This is a genomic window from Sphingobacterium sp. UBA7249 (genome assembly GCF_002472835.1).
Lineage (GTDB): Bacteria > Bacteroidota > Bacteroidia > Sphingobacteriales > Sphingobacteriaceae > Sphingobacterium > Sphingobacterium prati.
The window spans coordinates 154441-173717 of record NZ_DKST01000015.1 but is presented as its reverse complement, the minus strand read 5'-3'; the positions used below and the strand labels follow the sequence as shown (position 1 = coordinate 173717).

17 protein-coding genes are annotated in these 19277 nt (G+C 40.1%); 9 read left to right on the top strand and 8 right to left on the bottom strand.

The annotated features are described in order from the left end of the window. Positions 1–140: 140 nt before the first annotated feature. A complete protein-coding gene (locus B4A24_RS11470) occupies positions 141–1766 on the top strand; it encodes an ABC-F family ATP-binding cassette domain-containing protein (RefSeq protein ID WP_172394494.1) in 1626 nt (541 codons plus the stop codon). A gap of 156 nt (positions 1767–1922) precedes the next feature. On the opposite strand, the gene B4A24_RS11465 is transcribed toward B4A24_RS11470, so the two are convergent. Beyond that, a complete protein-coding gene (locus B4A24_RS11465) occupies positions 1923–2906 on the bottom strand; it encodes an endonuclease/exonuclease/phosphatase family protein (protein ID WP_293945046.1) in 984 nt (327 codons plus the stop codon). A 203-nt stretch (positions 2907–3109) separates the two neighbouring features. On the opposite strand from B4A24_RS11465, the gene B4A24_RS11460 reads away from it, so the two are divergent. Genes B4A24_RS11460 through B4A24_RS11450 form a run of 3 tightly spaced genes read left to right on the top strand, consistent with a single transcriptional unit; the run spans position 3110 to position 6448 of the window. Continuing rightward, positions 3110–4285, top strand: a complete 1176-nt coding sequence (locus B4A24_RS11460) for a glycosyltransferase family 4 protein (RefSeq protein ID WP_293945044.1) — start codon at positions 3110–3112, stop codon at positions 4283–4285. Then, entirely contained in the window at positions 4273–5274 is a 1002-nt protein-coding gene (locus B4A24_RS11455) for a lysylphosphatidylglycerol synthase transmembrane domain-containing protein (RefSeq protein WP_293945042.1), read from the top strand. The genes B4A24_RS11460 and B4A24_RS11455 overlap by 13 nt, the downstream gene beginning before the upstream one ends. Continuing rightward, entirely contained in the window at positions 5261–6448 is a 1188-nt protein-coding gene (locus B4A24_RS11450; RefSeq protein ID WP_293945040.1) for a glycosyltransferase family 4 protein, read from the top strand. The genes B4A24_RS11455 and B4A24_RS11450 overlap by 14 nt, the downstream gene beginning before the upstream one ends. Before the next feature lie 22 nt (positions 6449–6470). Here B4A24_RS11450 and B4A24_RS11445 read toward each other — a convergent pair whose 3' ends face one another. From B4A24_RS11445 to B4A24_RS11420, 6 genes are all read right to left on the bottom strand, one after another. Next, positions 6471–7691, bottom strand: a complete 1221-nt coding sequence (locus B4A24_RS11445; protein WP_293945038.1) for a sterol desaturase family protein — start codon at positions 7689–7691, stop codon at positions 6471–6473. Between the two features lie 213 nt (positions 7692–7904). Beyond that, a complete protein-coding gene (locus B4A24_RS11440; protein WP_293945036.1) occupies positions 7905–9488 on the bottom strand; it encodes an MDR family MFS transporter in 1584 nt (527 codons plus the stop codon). Between the two features lie 2 nt (positions 9489–9490). After that, a complete protein-coding gene (locus B4A24_RS11435; RefSeq protein WP_293945035.1) occupies positions 9491–10594 on the bottom strand; it encodes an HlyD family secretion protein in 1104 nt (367 codons plus the stop codon). 14 nt (positions 10595–10608) lie between these two features. Next, a complete protein-coding gene (locus B4A24_RS11430) occupies positions 10609–11919 on the bottom strand; it encodes a TolC family protein (protein WP_293945033.1) in 1311 nt (436 codons plus the stop codon). Beyond that, positions 11909–12526: a TetR/AcrR family transcriptional regulator gene (locus B4A24_RS11425; protein WP_293945032.1), complete on the bottom strand. Its 618-nt coding sequence runs from the start codon at positions 12524–12526 to the stop codon at positions 11909–11911. Before B4A24_RS11425 ends, B4A24_RS11430 begins: the two co-directional genes overlap by 11 nt. 251 nt (positions 12527–12777) lie before the next feature. After that, the gene (locus B4A24_RS11420) at positions 12778–12900 is read right to left on the bottom strand and encodes a hypothetical protein (RefSeq protein WP_293945030.1); all 123 of its coding nucleotides are present in this window, start codon (positions 12898–12900) and stop codon (positions 12778–12780) included. A gap of 244 nt (positions 12901–13144) precedes the next feature. On the opposite strand from B4A24_RS11420, the gene B4A24_RS11415 reads away from it, so the two are divergent. Next, positions 13145–14251: a hypothetical protein gene (locus tag B4A24_RS11415; protein WP_293945028.1), complete on the top strand. Its 1107-nt coding sequence runs from the start codon at positions 13145–13147 to the stop codon at positions 14249–14251. A gap of 21 nt (positions 14252–14272) precedes the next feature. Here the strand turns inward: B4A24_RS11415 and holA are convergent, their stop codons facing one another. After that, a complete protein-coding gene (holA, locus tag B4A24_RS11410) occupies positions 14273–15280 on the bottom strand; it encodes a DNA polymerase III subunit delta (protein WP_293945026.1) in 1008 nt (335 codons plus the stop codon). A gap of 190 nt (positions 15281–15470) precedes the next feature. Here holA and B4A24_RS11405 point away from each other — a divergent pair, with 190 nt between their 5' ends. From B4A24_RS11405 to B4A24_RS11390, 4 genes are all read left to right on the top strand, one after another. Next, entirely contained in the window at positions 15471–15932 is a 462-nt protein-coding gene (locus tag B4A24_RS11405) for a type I restriction enzyme HsdR N-terminal domain-containing protein (protein ID WP_293945024.1), read from the top strand. Between the two features lie 167 nt (positions 15933–16099). Continuing rightward, entirely contained in the window at positions 16100–16801 is a 702-nt protein-coding gene (clpP, locus tag B4A24_RS11400; RefSeq protein WP_077435190.1) for an ATP-dependent Clp endopeptidase proteolytic subunit ClpP, read from the top strand. Positions 16802–16803: 2 nt separating this feature from the next. Continuing rightward, positions 16804–18054 carry an ATP-dependent Clp protease ATP-binding subunit ClpX gene (clpX, locus tag B4A24_RS11395; RefSeq protein WP_172394508.1) on the top strand — a complete coding sequence of 417 codons (1251 nt, stop codon included), beginning with the start codon at positions 16804–16806 and terminating at the stop codon, positions 18052–18054. A gap of 218 nt (positions 18055–18272) precedes the next feature. After that, positions 18273–19097, top strand: a complete 825-nt coding sequence (locus B4A24_RS11390; RefSeq protein WP_293945020.1) for an AMP nucleosidase — start codon at positions 18273–18275, stop codon at positions 19095–19097. Positions 19098–19277 lie beyond the last annotated feature (180 nt).

The following is a 19277-nucleotide window of genomic DNA, read 5'->3' as shown; positions in this document are numbered from 1 at the left end:
TGTAATCATATCCATCTCCCTTTAGGTCAATAGCCGGAACCCTTATCCATTTTTTTGAAAATCAAAAATTTCAGTGATTTTATTGGGAACGATCTTTGGAAATAGTTAAAAAATACAAGTTTAAAACGTATCTTTGCAGCATGATTAATGTGTCAAATCTATCCCTTCGTTATGGTAAACGTGTACTATTCGAAGATGTCAATCTAAAATTCACACCCGGCAACTGTTATGGTATTATTGGTGCCAACGGAGCTGGTAAATCTACTTTCTTAAAAATTATTTCTGGCGAAGTTGATCCCTCTACAGGTTCGGTTGCATTTACTCCAGGCGAACGCATGTCGGTATTGAGTCAAGATCACTATGCTTTCGATGAATATACCGTACTAGAAACTGTCATGATGGGCAATCAGGAGCTTTACAAAATCATGAAAGAAAAAGACGCCATTTACATGAAAGAGGATTTCTCTGATGCAGATGGCGAACGTGCCGGTGAACTTGAAAGCCTTTTTGCAGAAATGGATGGCTGGAATGCCGAGTCCAATGCAGCCACACTATTGAGTAGCTTGGGCATTAAAGAAGAATTGCATTACAAGTTGGTATCAGAAATTGACGGTAACCAAAAGGTACGGGTCTTATTGGCGCAAGCTTTATTTGGTAATCCGGATATCTTGATTCTTGATGAGCCTACCAATGATTTAGATATCAATACAATTGCATGGCTAGAAGACTTTTTAGCCACCTACGAGGCTATCGTGTTAGTTGTTTCCCACGACCGTCACTTCTTGGACGCTGTATGTACGCATACCGTAGATATCGACTTTGGTAAAATGACCATCTATACGGGTAACTACTCATTCTGGTACGAATCTTCCCAATTGGCTTTAAAACAACGGTCTGATCAAAATAAAAAGATGGAAGACAAGGTGAAGGAACTACAGGAATTTATCCGTCGTTTCTCCGCCAACGCATCCAAATCAAAACAAGCTACTTCCCGTAAGAAAGCCCTGGATAAGATCAATATCGATGAGATCAAACCATCCAACCGTAAATATCCTGCAATCATGTTCAATACGATGAACCGTGAGCCTGGGGATCAAACATTACAGGTAGAAGGTTTGAGTAAAACTGTCAATGGTGAAGTATTCTTTAAGGATATCACATTTATGATTAATAAAGGTGATAAGATTGCGGTATTGGGACCAAATTCATTGATCACAACGGCGTTTTATGATATCATCACAGGTAGGGACAAGGATTTCGGTGGTGAATTCAAATGGGGCGTTACCATCACTCCTGCCGATATGCCAATTGAAAACGCAGCCTTTTTTGAAGGCAAAAACGAAAATTTAGTTGATTGGTTAAGAGACTATACAACCAACCCTGAAGCAGACGAACAATTCATACGGGGATTTTTGGGCAAGATGTTGTTTTCCGGCGAGGAAGTAATGAAAAAGGTTTCTGTCCTCTCAGGAGGCGAAAAAATGCGTTGTATGTTTTCAAGAATGATGCTACAGGGAGCCAACTTTTTGATTTTTGATGAACCAACCAACCACTTGGACCTGGAATCAATTACTGCATTGAATAACGGGATGTCAGACTTTAAAGGGTCTATGCTGTTCACCTCACGTGACCACGAGCTAACTGAAACTGTTGCAAACAGAATCATTGAATTAACACCGAAAGGGATCATCGATAAATTAATGACATATGATGAATATATCAACAGCGATGTTGTAAAAGCGCAGCGCGAAGAGATGTATAAATAAGATAATTTATCCCAATTTTATAAAGGCTCCATAATTTATTTTATGGGGCTTTTTTATTAACAGGCTTTCCGCTAAATTGACAGGCTCTCCACTACAAAAAAAGCACTGAAAGGGGTTCAGTGCTAATCGCGATTGATATGAAAGAATGGAGAAAGTCTAATGGTCAGAAGGAGTTGTCAATCGCCATCCCAGCTGCAGCGACACCGCACAGTGGTCAGAAAGATCTAGCCCTTCCCTATTTTGAAAAAGCTTCTTTTGAACCTGATAGTTCTTAGCTTCAAATATAATACGGTCATTGTTACGGTAATAAATCTTATCAATTCCCTCACAGTCATCCGTTAAGTCCAACGCTGCCCGGGCAGCAAAGTCTTCTTCACATAACGGGATTTTCCCTTTATTTTTCAGACTCACCCATGCATCCACCAGGGCTAACTCATCCTGAAAAGAAACAATATTATCCAATACATACGTATAATGGGCATTAAAATCGCCCATTACGAGCAAAGGCTGTCCCGCGGAGTGCTTTTGAATATAATCTTTCAATTGATTCAAATTCTTCTGACGAGCTATCGCTGCATTAGGATCATCTTGTGCCGTTGCATGGACATTGTACACATCAATAAAGACTTCTTTTGCCAATTGGATCCGGGCGTATGAAAAACCTTTCGGAGTCAGACAGTCCGATCCATTGCAATCTTCCCAGCTCACTCGCTCAAAGTCCTGAATAGGATATTTTGACAGTGTGCTCAATCCGTCACCGAATGGTACACCACCCATATTTTCGGTCCGGTAGGCATGCCTATTCTTACTGTACAAAAACTTATTGTAGTTAAAATCCTCCTGCACATTGACAATATCGAAGGCATTGATCCGCTCGCCGATCGATGCTATGCTCGAAGCTCTTTCGGTTACAGCACTGGAAATGAGTTCCGGAAGCCCCGCAATATTATAAGTTAATAAATTGAGCTGCCCCGCCTGCGCATTTGGCATATCGACATAAACGAAATTCATTGGCCTCACTTCCTTAGGCTTCAATTTAAAGCCCAACATGATGCCCGCCGAAGCGCAAATAGCTAAAATCAGAACCTTTCGGAGACCTTTAAGTCTAACTTTTCTTTCGAACAATAAATCTAATAACATGGACTGAATACTTTGTTCATTCCAAAAATACCATTGCAAGATTAGGTCAACTATATTCTAAAATTAATTTTACTTATAAAAATCATTGACAAATTATTAATAATTAACAATTTACAAATACTTTAATGATAAAAAATTAATATCTAAATAGCTTTTGAGTTACGCTTTTCAAATATTTTTATGAAACCCCTAATAAGAATAAAATGAGAAAGGTAGCCTTTTTTACAGAAATACTTGTGGAAGATTTCGATGGTGCATCGCGCACGATGTTTCAGTTGATAAACCGTATTGACAAACAAAATTTCAAGTACTTCTTTATTTATGGCGGCGGTCCCACACAATTCCGGGACTTTCGTTCTTACAAAGTACCCACATTTAAAATACCCGTCAATGATGACTATTGCCTAGCCATTCCGCAACTCATCAAAAAAAAGCTTGAACTGGCTTTGGACGAATTTGCTCCGGACATCATTCATATCGCGACTCCCTCTCTCCTCGGATTTTTTGCCTTGAACTATGCCAAACGTAGAAATATCCCTGTATTAACAATATACCACACCCATTTCATCTCTTACATTGCCTATTATTTTAAGAATATCCTACCGCTGGTCAAACCCACAGAACAATGGATGAAAAAAGCAATGAATAATTTTTACAACAAATGTGACATTGTCTACGTCCCCACCAAATCCATCTTAACTGAACTGCAACAGATTGGACTTCAACAGGGCGGCTTAAAGCTCTGGCAAAGAGGCATTGACACACAGCTATTTAATCCAAAAAAAAAGAATGCAAATTATATCCACCAACTGACTAAAAATGAAAAACCAACGGTACTATTCGTAAGTCGAATTGTCTGGGAAAAAAACATCAAAACCTTAATTGAAATCTACCAGCACATATACGCGCAAAAACTGGGCTACAATTTCATTGTCGTCGGTGAAGGAACAGCAAAGGCGACGGCAATGCAGGAAATGCCCAATGCTATTTTTCTAGGAAAAAAGACGCATCAGGAACTTGCAATATTGTATGCATCTGCAGATGTATTTGTTTTCCCTTCAGTTTCAGAAACCTATGGTAACGTTGTTGTCGAAGCTTTGGCTTCGGGCCTTCCTTGTGTAATCGCCGATGGTGGCGGTTCGGCCTCCCTCATTGAGCAGGGTGTAAATGGATTTAAATGTCAGCCCGAAAATGCTGCTGGATACGTATATTATTTGAAGAAGATTCTGTCGGACACAACACTAAAAAGAAAACTGGTTGCCGCCGGACTTTCTTATGTAGGCCAATTGGATTGGACAGGCTTATCTCAACAATACTTTTATGACATTCAATTACTTGCCGATAAAACGCAAGATGCAGATCTCGCATGGGCAAATTAACAACACCTCACCGGATCATTAAAGCTGTATTTTTGCTTGTGATCGTGCTATCCCTGGCAATTTTCTTATTCCACAGTGATCTGTCCGCTTTGAAACGAGAGCTTTCAACGATTGGTTACCGCTTTACCCTCCTATTATTGATCACTTTAGTCGCCTATCTTTTCGGGACTTTCGCCTGGTGGATTTGCCTGGGATCTTCGAAAAAAAACATCAATCTTGCAGAGCTTTTTGCGGTACGTCAAATTGGTGAAACTGTCGGACTCTTTAATCCTACAAGCGTTATCGGCGGGGATCTACTGAAAGCCGAATTACTGACACGCTATGATATTCCATTACAGCAGGGACTCAGCTCCGTGGCCATCTCCCGTATTACAGCCATACTTTCGCAATTAAGCTTATTCTTGCTGACAATGATCTGGCTGATATGCTCGCCACTAAAAAATGAAGTTATGCGGTATACGGGGTATACCATCTATGTCGTCTGTGCGACTTTATTATTGGTTGTCCTTTTGATATTCTATTGGTTAATCTCTACCAAAACAGCGCCTAAACATATACCTGCCGACACTTCATTTTTAGGGAAAGCAAAGAATCAGATCCAGAAATTGTGTTGGAATACGAAAGACTTTTACCAACAGCAAAATAACGTGTTTTGGTATTCCTATCTTCTGTTTGCGCTACATTGGTTTGTAGGGAGTCTCGAATTCTACCTGATTCTAAAATTTTTGGCCGTCGAGGTCAACGTAATTCATGGATTAATCCTTGACATGAGCGTCATCCTATTGAAGAGCGCTGGTGCATTTGTTCCTGGTCAACTAGGAGTTGAAGAAATCTCAAATAAGTTATTACTTAGCATGATCGGAATTTCAGGCGGGAGCATCTGGCTGACTGTTTCCCTCTTAAGGCGTGGCCGTCAGGTATTTTGGACAGCCATTGGCGCGATATTTTATTTATGTATTAAACGCAAAAAACTACATGTTACCATCTGAAATGGAAATCTTATTTGTTAGCCACAAATATCCACCTGCAGTTGGCGGAATGGAAAAACAGAGCTTTGAGCTCATCAATAATGCAGCACTTTATCTAAAAGTACATACATTGATTTATGATAATAAGGAATCTATCTTGCGGTTTTTCATTCATCTAAACAAACGCATCTTATCCAAAATCAAGAATAACCCCGGCATTAAACTTATTCATTTTAATGACGGATTAATTGCTGCTTTGGCCTCTTTTCACAAAGGTTACGATCACCTGAAAAAAGTTGTCACCCTTCATGGGCTTGATGTGGTATTTCCACTTCCTTATTTCCAACGAAGGATAATCCCCCGCTTCAATACATTTGACCAGGTGATAGCGGTCAGTCAGGCGACTGCCGAAGCCGGACAGTCTCGGGGTATCGACGCCTCAAAAATCACAGTCATCCCGAATGGCGTAGATCCAGCAACGCCGGAGTCTGCCTTCATCGCTGATAAAGGTATTACCGGAACCGAAAATCATCAACCAAATGGGAATACACTCTCCCTGCCCTATTTTATCACCTTAGGAAGGCCTGTGAAACGCAAAGGGTTCTCGTGGTTGATGCAGCATGTCATTCCCGCTATCCAGGGTAATTTCAAACTCATTATGGTAGGGCCATTTGACCAGGGCCCAACCTGGAAGGAGCGTTTACTAAACATGCTGCCAACAAACCTCTACCACCTATCAACCTTATTCCTCGGGCATCCGACGGATCAACACCATATGCGCACATTATTGAAAGCACATCCCGAAAAAATCCAGCACTTAGGGAAAATTCCGAGCCACCAATTAAACCAACTTCTTGCACAAGCGCATGCATTTCTGATGCCCAATATCCCGGTACCAGGAGATATGGAGGGGTTTGGACTCGTCTGCCTTGAAGCATCTTCGGCCGGCACCCTTGTTGTAGCCGCCGAATTGGAGGGCATTACAAGCGCCATTACACATAATCACAATGGACTTTTGCTCAGGAGTCAGGATACTAATGCTTGGGTCAGACAACTACAATCCATTTTGGATAATCCAGATCATTATATGAAGCTCGGACAGCAATTTAGAAGCAATACAGACATAAATTTCAGCTGGGATATCATGGCCAGGAGTTATTGTCAAAACTTTATAGCGCTATGCCAAAAACCTTGACCATATAGCACCTCTACCCAATTCACAAATGAAGAATTCGCTGATAATGATGTTTTATCCCCTGATAAAAAATTAGCAGAATCATGGTCATGGTGAAGAAAATCAGTAGTGCTGTGAGGGAAAAAAAAGTACATGTTATAAACAGCAGCAGTAAAAATAGCCGCAGCAGCTCAAGCGGAAAAACCCACTTTTCGTGCTCCAGTAGCCCACCGATACAGATTACACTGCACAGAATGAAAAGGCCTCCTACCAGCAATTGTACACTATGTTGGTAATTCCCGTAAAGCAAAAAGAAAAACAGCAGCACCATTGTTAGCATAGACTGGAAAAAGATATATCGGCTTAGGTTTCTTCCGTGGACCCGGGACTTTGTGCCGGCAAATATTTTTTGCTCCAATTCTTCCCTAATTTCAGGCTGTATATCATCGGGACGGCCAAATATCGTCCGCATTTTGTTTTTTATTCCTACCGCACGCTTGAAGGATACCCCTATCTCAAATAGATAGTGAAAATGTTGCCAAAGGAATGTATACCGATGAATAGGTTTGGTGAGCCCATAAACACAGGGTTCATCGCGTTTTTCGGCAATAAAAGTTCCAAACATCTTATCCCAAATAATTAAAATATCACCATAATTCTTATCTAAATAAATTTCGTTGCTACTATGATGGACACGGTGATGCGATGGCGTAACAAGAATTTTTTCAAGCATTCCCAGATTACCCACGGTCTGTGTATGCGAGAAAAATGGATACACCCCATGTACCAATAAGATTGCGGTCATCATAAAAGGTGGAAAGCCCAAGAGCGGTATAAAAGCCCAGAACACAGAACGGAAGACGGCTTGAAATATCGTGATCCTTGCAGCAACGGTAAAATTATAGTCTTCACTCTGATGATGTACCACATGCGCCGCCCATAATAAGTTAATCTCATGGCTATAACGATGATACCAATACCACAAAAAATCCGTAAACAGAAAAAGTAAGATCCATGTCCACAAATTAGCTTCGATATGGAAAATCGCAAAATTCTGATAGATCCATACGAAAAAAAAGTAGAATAGACTAACTGAAAACATATCGCACATACGTTCAACAATGCCGACGTTAAGATTAGAAATTGATTCATCAAATGTATAATACCGCTTTTGTTTCTTCAGGCTATACCAATACTCCAACAGCATCAACACTAAAAACAAAGGGATGATAAAAGCTAAAAAATTAAGTCTTTCCGTATACATGTAGCACATATTTTGAGTTAACAACTTCTTCTTACCGACTACCTTATAGGTATAAATTTCAAAAAATCTTTTATTATTTAACAATCAATTTTGAATCAGGTTTTCATTTATGCCTTTCGGGATACGAAAAAGCCCCCAAAAAATAAAAATCTTTTGAGGGCCAATAAAACGATAAAAATTCTGAATTAACTATTCCCAATTAAGGTGTCACTTCTAATGCACACTTGACATATCCACCTGCGTTTTCCCTTGCTTGATCATCAATACAAAAGGTACACAAAGTAAAAATATAATCCCCAAATAAAGGAATACATCCATATAAGACAATACGGTTGCTTGCTTCATGACGTTCACATCCAATATCTGATGCGCTTTGGCCAGCGCCTCATTTGGAGCAAAACCTTTCGCCTGAAAACTCATTTGCAACTGTTGCACACGTTGTTGCACCTCAAACTTACTCGGATCCAGATTTGCAACTAGGTCCACACGATGTTTTTGGGAATCACGGGAGATAAATGTCGTGATCAACGCAATACCGAATGAGCCACCCAACTGACGCATCATACCCGTGAATGCAGCACCCTCACCAATGGATCTACCATGAAGAGTAGAGAGCGACAACGTCATGACAGGAACAAATAGTAAACCCAAGCCTACACCACGAAGGATAAGTGGCCAAAACATGTGTTCAGATCCCGTATCATTGGTCATTAGACCATACATCCAAAAACAAAAGCCAAAAAAGATACTTAAACCGACTGCGACCATATATTTCTGCGGCACACCATTCTGAATCATTTTACCGATAAAAGGCATCATAATCCCAGTCATGATCGAACTTGGCAACAATAACAAACCTGCATCCGTTGCTGTCCATCCCAATATGGATTGTGTATAGATAGGAATAATAAAGGTAGATCCAAATAAACCAAAACCGAGGATAAAACTCATCACCACCCCTACTTGCAAGTTTTTATCTCGCAACACCCTCAAATTAACAATCGGTTTGTCATAGACCAACTCTCGCCAGATAAAGAACAACAATCCGAATACAGATAAAATCGACAGGCCTAAAATTAATGGATCATCAAACCAGTCATCCTGCTGACCATGTTCCAGTACAAACTGAAGTGAACCAATAAACATAATCAAAAATAACATACCGAACCAATCCACTTCACTTGCCGACTGTTTTTGACTATATTTAGGACTTCGTACAAAGGACAATGTCAATAAAGTAGCAATAATTCCCAAAGGCACATTGATGTAAAAAATATATGGCCAAGAGAAATTGTCTATGATATAGCCACCCAACGGTGGGCCCAAAGTAGGTCCAATGATAACTCCCATACCGTAAATAGCCTGTGCCATACTACGTTTCTCTTTTGGATAGCTTTCTGTGATAATGGTCTGAGCGGTCACCAATAGCGCTCCCCCGCCCATCCCTTGAAGAAAGCGAAATGCAACAAGCTCCCAGATATTGGTCGCGTTACCACATAAAAATGAAGATACTGTAAATATGATAATTGACACGGCAAAGTAATTTCGCCTTCCAAACTGTTGGGATAGCCAACTTGTCATTGGAATAACAATTACGTTAGCAATGGCATAAGCTGTGATCACCCAAGCCACATCTGTCAATGTTGCTCCCAACGAACCTTTCATATCGTTAAGAGCCACATTCACAATTGTCGTATCCACGATTTCCAGCAAAGCACAGAGCACCGCTGTAATCGTGATGACTACACGTCGAAAACCATATTCAACCAGACTATCTTGTTGATTTAAATTTTCCATAGTTATTGAACATGCACATCTACATCAGCATTCATGCCGGGTCTGAGCAAAGCGACATTTTCAGCTTTATTATCTTTTGTCAATTTGATTTTTACCGGAAGGCGTTGTACCGTTTTCACAAAGTTACCCGTTGCATTATCTGGAGGCAATAAAGAGAAACGTGAACCAGTCGCCGGAGAAAATGAATTGACTTCACCTTCAAATTCGATATTTGGATAAGCATCCACTTTAATACCTACTTTTTGACCTGGTTTCATTTTTTGCAATTGTGTCTCTTTAAAATTAGCGACCACCCAAGTTTCAATGTTATCGACAATGTAAAATAAAGACTGCCCTGCGTTGATCATCTGACCTGGCTGCACTTTAATATTAGATACCTGACCATCTACTGAAGCCAGCACAGCAGTATATGAAAGATTCAATTTGGCTGCTTCCAATTGTGCTTTTGCTCTTTTGATATTTGCTTCCGCCACAGATGTTTGCTTTGAAGCAACTGTCGTTTTACTCACGATTGCATTCCGTTGTGAAGCACTTGCATTGCGTTGTTGTTGTAAAATTTCAACTTGTTTGTCCGCTTCCAACTTAGCTGTCAAAGCCTGCTCATATTGCTGCTTTGTGATAGACTGATTGTTATATAAATTTTGGTAACGGATATAATCGTTATTCGCTTGTTTTGCGCGGATACGTGCTGCCTCAATGCTTCCTAAATTTGATTGAATCGTTGCATCCGAGATCGCTACATTAGCAGAAGATGCCGAAACATCCGCCTTTGATACATCAAAGCTACTTTCCGCAGCAGCCAATGCCGCTTCTGCTTCGTCCACACGGACCTGATAATCTTGGCTCTCTATCATAAACAAAGTATCCCCTTTTTTCACCAAATCATTGTCCTTGACATAAACCTTTGAAATGAATCCCCCTACGCGCGGGATGATCGGGCTCATGTTCTTCTCCACCTGTGCATCGTCAGTCGTTTCATGCGCCTGACCATGTAAATATTTATAACCTCCGTAAGCCCCACCGAAGATAACCAGAGCGGCCAGAATAATGGTGAATTTTTTATTTGTACCTTTTTTTTCAGGTGCCTTTTCTACTGTATTTTCCATGTCTAGATTAATTGCTATTTAATGTTTAACGACCCATTTGCCAACAGCAGGTCATAGTATTTTTCAATTGTATTTGCTTTGCTGATTGCCAGGTTGATCTTGCTCTGAAGTTGTTGTACATCAGCAGTCAACAAATCATCTGTATCGGCAATCCCATTATCATACTTGTCTTTGGTAATACGATAATTTTCAACAGCCTGATCTACCGCCTGGTGGTACACCACATCCTGCTTCTGGGCCAGCATATAATTCTCATTGGCCTGTTGCACCTGAACTTTTACACGGTCATTGAGCAACTCTAGGTTTTCATCGATTTCCTTGATCCGGTTCTTAACCACGTTGACCTCCCGTTTATTTTTATATAAAGAACCGATATCATATGATATCCCGACACCTACTGATGCCGCGTTGGTCACTGTGACTACCTTTTGTAGGCCAAAAGCATTATATCCTGCCGAAGCAAAAACACTTGGCAATGTGGATGACTTGGTCACTTTCAATTCGTCCTCAGCAACCTTACGTTGGGAGGCCAATGATTTTAGATCCGATCGCTCCGTTTTTGCCGCTTCATAGGAAGCCTTCAGTCCTAGATCTATTCCGGTGACCTCAGCCAGATTAATCTGATCCAATTGTGTATCTTCTGCAATCTTGAGCAAATTCGCCAATTGATAATTCAGCACTTTGATGTTTTTTTGCGCTTCCTGAAGAGATACTTGATAATTAGACAATTGCAATTCCGCCTTAAGCAGATCGTTTCTTGCAATCAGCCCATTGTCCAACATGGCTTTAAAATCTGAAACACGTTGTTCCGACTGCTTAATATTTTCAGCAATCAACAAATTGGTCTGCTGTGCTTTATACAGATTCAAATAAAGTGCTATAGCACGTAGCGCCAATTGCTCTTTGCTCGCCACAGCATTCCATTCTTCTGCTTGCAAAGCATCTTTTGCTATGGCAATTCCCCCTTTAATTTTGCCACCTGTATAAATCGGCATGCTGACAGATGCCTGTCCCAGCCACAGCTGGTTTGCAGCGATATCCGGAGCCGAGCCACCTTCACCCAGTGCCAACTTTAGATTCACATTTGGTGTAGTCATTGCCATGTATTGCCCGCTCAATTTTGCATCGGGAAGCTGTTTCGATTTGGCACTTTCGACCTCGAGCTGTCTTCCCAGTATTTTGGTATCGGCGGTTTTCGCTTCCACACTTTGGTTTGCAGCCATGTGAATTATTTCTTCCAAAGTCAGGTGTTTGTTGTCTTGCGCCAGCAAACCCAAAGGACTCAAAAGCAATAAAGCACTTAAATTGGCCAACTTATTTTTCATATGTCAATAAAGCTTTAATTGTTTTCTGTATAAATTGTGTTAATGTTGTTTCGATATACCTTGCATATTCCGTATCACTTGCAATACGCAACTGTTCCTGTAAAAAACTGTAGTTCATCTGAAAATTCATAAAAGTTCCCATCATCATCGAGTGAATCAGAATCGGGTCGTTCCCCCCCTTAAATACACCCTGTGCCACCCCCTCATTAATAACTGACGAGATGACTTCCAGATTGTGCAACTTGAGCTTTCTAAAAGCCGCTGATATCAGCATACGCTGCTTTAAGGAACTTTCAATTGTTATAATATGATATAATTTTCGATGCGAATTCATCGATTTAATAGATCTATCCACCATGGCATCAATCTTGTCCAAAGCGTTTTCTATAAGAGCGAGTTCATCCACATTGATCATAAAATCTGGAACACGCCATTCAAAAAAGGTATCCAGTAGCTTGTCTTTTGACCCAAAATAATAGTTGATCATGGCGACATTGACATTCGCTTCGTATGCGATGTCGCGCACGGAAGTTCCATCAAATCCTTTTGTTGCAAAAAGTCGCTCAGCTGCAAGGAGGATATCTATTTGTTTCTCGTTAAAATCCATTAAAAACCCCTAACTTTTTTACCGATAATTATGCCTGCTATCCACCGGAAAAAATTATCTTCTGTTAAATGCGGGACAAAGTTAAACAAACGTTTAATTTAAACAAATGTTTAATTATTAAATTTATGTAAAAAATACCGCAGGAAATGCTACACAAAAACAGCTAAATGATCACAATAAAATGATTTACAACAAGATATCCCTTTATCACAAAAATCATTTAAAGGATCTTTAAATGGTTTTGCACCGTTTTAGCGCAAAAAATCTGATGGCCTGGCCACATAGCGTTCTACGTTCAATAATTTTGCGAATAATGCTTTCGATTGTGCCATATCTTGTACCGGATAGAGCACTGTTTTAATTCCCTTATTCATTGATTATATATTTTTGCCTACTCTTCTGGATTTCAGTAACTCCCGTTTTATGGTTGCTGCCCACTAGCTACTTGCTACGCAGTCCATCACGAAATTATAACCTAGACCGGCGATCCATAAATAGCAAGACTACATTACATGTAGCTATTTAACTACAAAACATTTTTTTGTTTTTTTTTCAGATTAATGTAAATTCGAGTAATTTCTATTCTCAAGAGTTTTCATAAGCATATAGCAGATTGAAATGCCAATTACATATAGCAACGCCAGTATTAAAAAAAACAGCATTCGATTGAAAATTTATCTTTTTATGCTATTCATGGGCCTATCGCTGCTTTTAGTAGCCCAGCCTCGGCATATACGGCTAATAGGCGCTGTTTCACCCGACAATTTCGCCAAGTACTTTAATACAGACACAGTACAGTTAAGCCAGCTAAACACGAGCAAAACACCTGCAGGAGTTTTTGTTGCTTACGAAAAAGCAGATACGCTTAATTTCAAGCATGAATTTTATAAGAGCTTTGACGGCCCAGGTTACACCAAAGTCGGATTGGCATTTTATGCTAGAAAAGGAAATGATTATCAGTTGTCCTTCAAGAATGATAACGCTTTCTTTTGTGCGTCGTGCAATAATATGAGTTATTATAACGTAAATGCCAGCCGCGATACCGTAACCATCTCGATTTCGTGGGGGCCGAACGCTTTTGGTCAAAGTGAGGGTTATTATTTTGTTTATCGGCCGGCGACAAAACGCTGGCAATTAGCTGAACGAGATAATTCCGGATCGGATGATGAAGGTAAAAGCAGCAGCGAATATATGTCCTATTCAAAAAACGTCAAGGTGTATCTAGACGACTATAATGCGGAGTCCCTATCCTATGATTCCACCGTGATCAGCAATCAGAGGATTAGCCTTAACTACAAACCGGGCGATTACAGTGCACTACTTCGTTCGTTAAAAGAAATACCTAAAAACAGCCTTTTTTTGCTACCTAGAGTTTTTAACGAGCATAGAGCAAAGTATTTTATGGAAAACAGCCTGGACGAGGAGCAGCCTGACAATGCAAATCCTATTCATGGTAAAAATGTACAGGCGGTCAATGACATCGGTTATTTTTTGGAACAAATCGGTCAGCTGGATGTGGCACAGGTCTTCTTGGACAAGGTGATAGTCTATTTTCCTGAACGTGAAGTAGCTTACCTAAACCGTGGTGACGTGTTTTTCAAAAGAGGACAAGGCTATGTTAAAAAAGCGGCTAACGATTATCGCACCTACATTAGACTGATGAATAAACGCGGTTTACAGGCAAAAATTCCACAAAGAATCCTGGAATTTTTGGACACGCATTAGCGTTTCGGAACTTCCAGGTATCTAATTTAAAATTCGATAGACCATTTCTTTGAGGATCTCTTCACTATCGAAATTGCTGGGCACATTAACCCCCTTTGACTTCAGATCAGTCTCTTTGAGTACATTCAGCACATCAAAAGTTTTCCGGCGATTGTAATTTCGGGCTGCCAGCTCATATTCCTTTAAGAAAAAAGGATGCACCCCCAGTTCTTTTGCGGCCGCAGATTTATCAATGAGGTAATGGTATTTCAGGATTTTAGTAAAGTAGGTAGCCACCTGCCCTACCACCATCACCAAGGGATTGTTCTTTGGGTTTGCCACAAAATAATCCACGATCTGATAAGCTTTCAACGCATTACGTTTTGCCAATGCTGTATTGAGTTCAAACACATTGAAATCTTTCGAAATTCCAATATTGCGTTCGACATCATCCACAGTGATCTCCTGATTCTTAGGAACATTCAGCATCAGTTTGTCCAATTCATTGGATACTTTGGCTAGGTCATTGCCGAGGTAATCCGCAATCAGTGCTGCTGCCTGCGGATGTATGCGCCAGCCAGCATCTTTAAGGTATCCACCAATCCATGGGGCTACTTTATCATCATATAATTTAGCCGCATCAACAACTAATCCGGCTTTTTCAAACACCTTGTATATTTTCTTCCGTTTGTCAAATTTGCCATGCTTATAGCAAAAAACCAGAATGGTTGTCGGTGTCAGGTGTTCCAGGTACTTCATCAACAGTTCCTCCGTATCTGATTTCCATTTTAGTTCCTGAGCTTCCTTTACAATAATCACCTGATGATCGCTCAACATCGGATAGCGTTTGGCGGCATTGACTACGGTAGAAATATCGATATCCTTTCCGTAAAAAACAGATTGATCAAAGCCTTTTTGTGCATCATTTAACACCGTCGACTCCAGCGCATCTGCGATGGTATCGATAAAATAACTTTCCTCTCCCTGTAGCAGATAGACCGGTTTAAAAGATCTATTCTTTATATCGGATAAGATCGGATTTATATTCATAGAGGCGAAATTACGATTTTACTATCAATTCTACAGCAGCATAGCAATGAGAATTCGTCCCGCTATCCGATCTATATTAGTTAAAAGACCTAACCAATTGATTGAAAGAAGTAACGATAAGAGCGAAAAAAACCATTGCGGAGAATCCTATGAATTCCCTTTTTTTGCTGAAATTTTAGTATATTTGTGTATGTTTTCACCGACACCGCTCAATTTGCCACCGTTCAAAGCTAAAATATCCAGAAAGAACAACGCGGTCTATATTTTTGATGAACTGCGAAAAAAAGAACTGGTATTGACGCCAGAGGAATGGGTACGGCAGCATTGGATAAATTATTTGGCTTTGATCAAAAATTATCCAAAGTCACTGATGAATATCGAGGGTGGGTTAAAGCTAAACAATCTTCAGCGACGGAGTGATTTATTAATTTATAATAGTAAAGGGCATAAAGTTGTGTTGGCCGAATTCAAAGCACCGCACATTAACATCACACAGAAAGTATTCGAACAGATTGCTAATTATAATTCCGTGCATCGTATTCCATACTTACTGGTGAGCAACGGTATAAATCACTATTATTGCAAAGTTGACTTTGACAACGAATCATATCAATTTATAGAAGAGCTTCCGGATTATAGTGAAATCGGCTAAGAACTTCTAAGTGAATGGATAAAGCATAAGCCCTATTATAAGTCACTTTCTTTGCTGAAAGCGGCTGTACCGAAAAAATGTAAAGTAGATGTAAAACATCTTTTCAATTTATTTGATTTTTAAAATATAGTTTTATATTAGTCCTACAGATAGAAAAAAATAAAAAGATGAATATAGATAAAAACGAATTCAGAAAATATGCCGTAAAGCATCACCGCATTGGAAGTCAACATGTTGACAGTTTTATTGCCCGCACAGAGACCAGCATCCCGACAAACCTTACACCATACATCGTTGAAGAGCGTCAATTGAACGTTGCGCAGATGGATGTGTTTTCACGTTTGATGATGGATCGTATTATATTTTTGGGAAGCGGTATCGATGACCAGGTTGCAAATATTATTCAGGCACAATTGTTGTTTTTACAGTCCACTGACGCACAACGTGACATCCAAATCTACATCAATTCACCAGGTGGAAGTGTTTATGCAGGTTTAGGTATCTACGATACGATGCAGTATATAACACCAGATGTAGCTACAATCTGTACAGGAATTGCGGCATCTATGGGCGCTGTCCTCTTAGTAGCAGGAGCAAAAGGCAAACGTGCTGCTTTACGTCACTCACGCGTGATGATCCATCAACCATCCGGCGGCGCTCAAGGGGTTGCAGCAGATATGGAGATCAACTTGCGTGAAATGATGAAATTAAAAGAAGAATTATATACCATTATTTCAGAACACTCCGGACAAACCTACGAGTGGGTAGAAAAATCTTCTGATCGTGATTACTGGATGCGAGCCAACGAGGCCAAAGAATTTGGTATGATTGATGAGATTTTACTTCCTAAGAAGGAGATTATTAAATAACGATGGCGAAGAATAACGATAGAGACATTCATTGTTCGTTTTGTGGAATAAGCAAAAATGAAGCTCAGATGCTCATTGCTGGAAATGGAGCACACATCTGTGATAGATGTATCCAACAAGCAGGAGAAATCTTGGCAGAAGAATTAAAACAACGGAAAAGCAAGACTTTACAGACTGCATTAAAATTAATACGTCCCCAAGAGATCAAAACGCACTTGGATCAGTATGTAATCGGTCAAGATGATGCAAAGAAAGTAATTTCGGTGGCCGTTTATAATCACTATAAACGTCTAAATCAAAAAGTGGATAAAGACGAAATTGAAATCGAAAAATCCAATCTGATTATCGTTGGTGAGACGGGTACCGGTAAAACATTGTTGGCGAAGACTGTTGCCAAAATATTGAACGTTCCTTTCTGTATTGTTGATGCCACAGTACTAACCGAGGCAGGATATGTAGGGGAAGATGTGGAAAGTATTTTGACACGCTTGCTTCAGGCGGCCGATTACGATGTTGCTTCAGCAGAACGTGGTATCATCTATATCGATGAGATTGATAAAATTGCGCGTAAAAGCGATAACCCTTCCATCACACGTGATGTGTCGGGTGAAGGTGTGCAACAGGCGCTATTAAAGATCTTGGAAGGCACGGTTGTGAATGTTCCACCTCAGGGCGGCCGTAAGCATCCGGACCAAAAAATGATTGCGGTCAATACCAGCAATATCCTATTTATCTGTGGCGGTGCATTCGATGGTATCCAAAAGAAAATTGCAAACCGTTTGCGCACTCAGACTGTAGGTTATAAGATGAATGAAGATGAAGAGGAAATTGACTTGAACAATCTATACAAGTATATTACACCTCAAGATCTTAAAAACTTTGGATTAATTCCAGAATTAATTGGGCGCCTTCCGGTGTTGACTTATTTAAATCCATTGGATAAGGAAACCTTGTTGAGTATTTTAACAGAGCCAAGGAATGCGTTGGTAAAACAATACAAAAAATTATTTGAGTATGAAGGTGTCGAACTGAAATTTGATGCCGACGTATATACTTTTATTGTAGATAAAGCTGATGAATTTAAACTTGGAGCCAGAGGGCTACGCAGTATCTGCGAAGCAATCATGCTGGACGCCATGTTTGAAATGCCATCAACCAAAGAGCAAACGGGACAGAAAAGCTTGGAAATCACCTTGGATTATGCGAAGAAAAAATTCGAAAAATCCGATCTGAAAAAGCTTAAAGTCGCTTAAAAAAAATCCCGTTCGCTGAACGGGATTTTTTTTTACCTATTGAACCTTCTCACTGAGCTGTTATCACACTTACACAGCAATATTCGATCATCAAAAACGCTTAAATAAGGTAAAATAGGATAAAAAAGAATTTAAAATCTTATATTACATTAATAACATAGCCATAACGGAATGTTGATAGACAGGTAAGAAATTCGTGAAATTAAAATGAAATGACTATGACAAAGAAAAGCACAAAAAATACAGTAAATAGCCCGATAACGCCAGGTTTAAAAACAAAAGAAGAGATCGTAAACAATTGGCTTCCGCGTTATACCGGAAGACCCCTAGAAGAATTTGGGGAGTACATCCTCCTGACAAACTTTTCAAAATATATCCAACTATTTTCGGAAATGCATGACAATGCCCCTATCTACGGTGAGGACAAGCCCATGCAATCCGTTACTGCTGGAGGCATTACCATCATCAATTTTGGAATGGGTAGCCCGATGGCCGCAACCATTATGGATCTGCTATCCGCCATTGCACCTAAGGCGGTTCTATTTTTGGGCAAGACAGGTGGTATTAAAAAGAAAATTCCTGTAGGCGAACTGATCCTGCCTATCGCGGCGATCCGTGGCGAAGGGACATCGAATGATTACTTTCCACCAGAGGTACCCTCACTACCAGCCTTTGCCATGCAGAAAGCGATCTCCACAACAATTCGTGACCACCAACGGGATTATTGGACCGGGACGGTATATACGACCAACAGGAGAGTATGGGAACATGACAAAGCTTTTAAAAAGTACCTGAAGTCTATCCGTGCCATGTGTGTCGATATGGAAACAGCGACAATATTCAGTGTCGGTTTTGCCAACAAGATTCCAACAGGCGCTTTGCTGTTGGTTTCTGACCAACCTATGGTTCCGGAAGGAGTAAAAACATCCGTTAGTGATGTTACGGTTACAGCCAAGTATGTTGAGGAACATATCAGCATAGGGATTGACGCTTTGAAACAGCTTATCAATAACGGGCTGACGGTAAAACACCTTAAATTCTAGAGGTTTAGACAAAGCCTGGTACTGAAAAAGCCCCTTAAAAAGCTTGAAGTTGTTGTAATAAGTTGATGAGCTCGTTTATTTTATCGAGCTCATTCTATTTGATCTGTGTTTTACTTCCCCATCTTTATTCCACTCAATAACGGTTTGATATCCCCCCAGATCCTGCCTGCCCTGACTCAT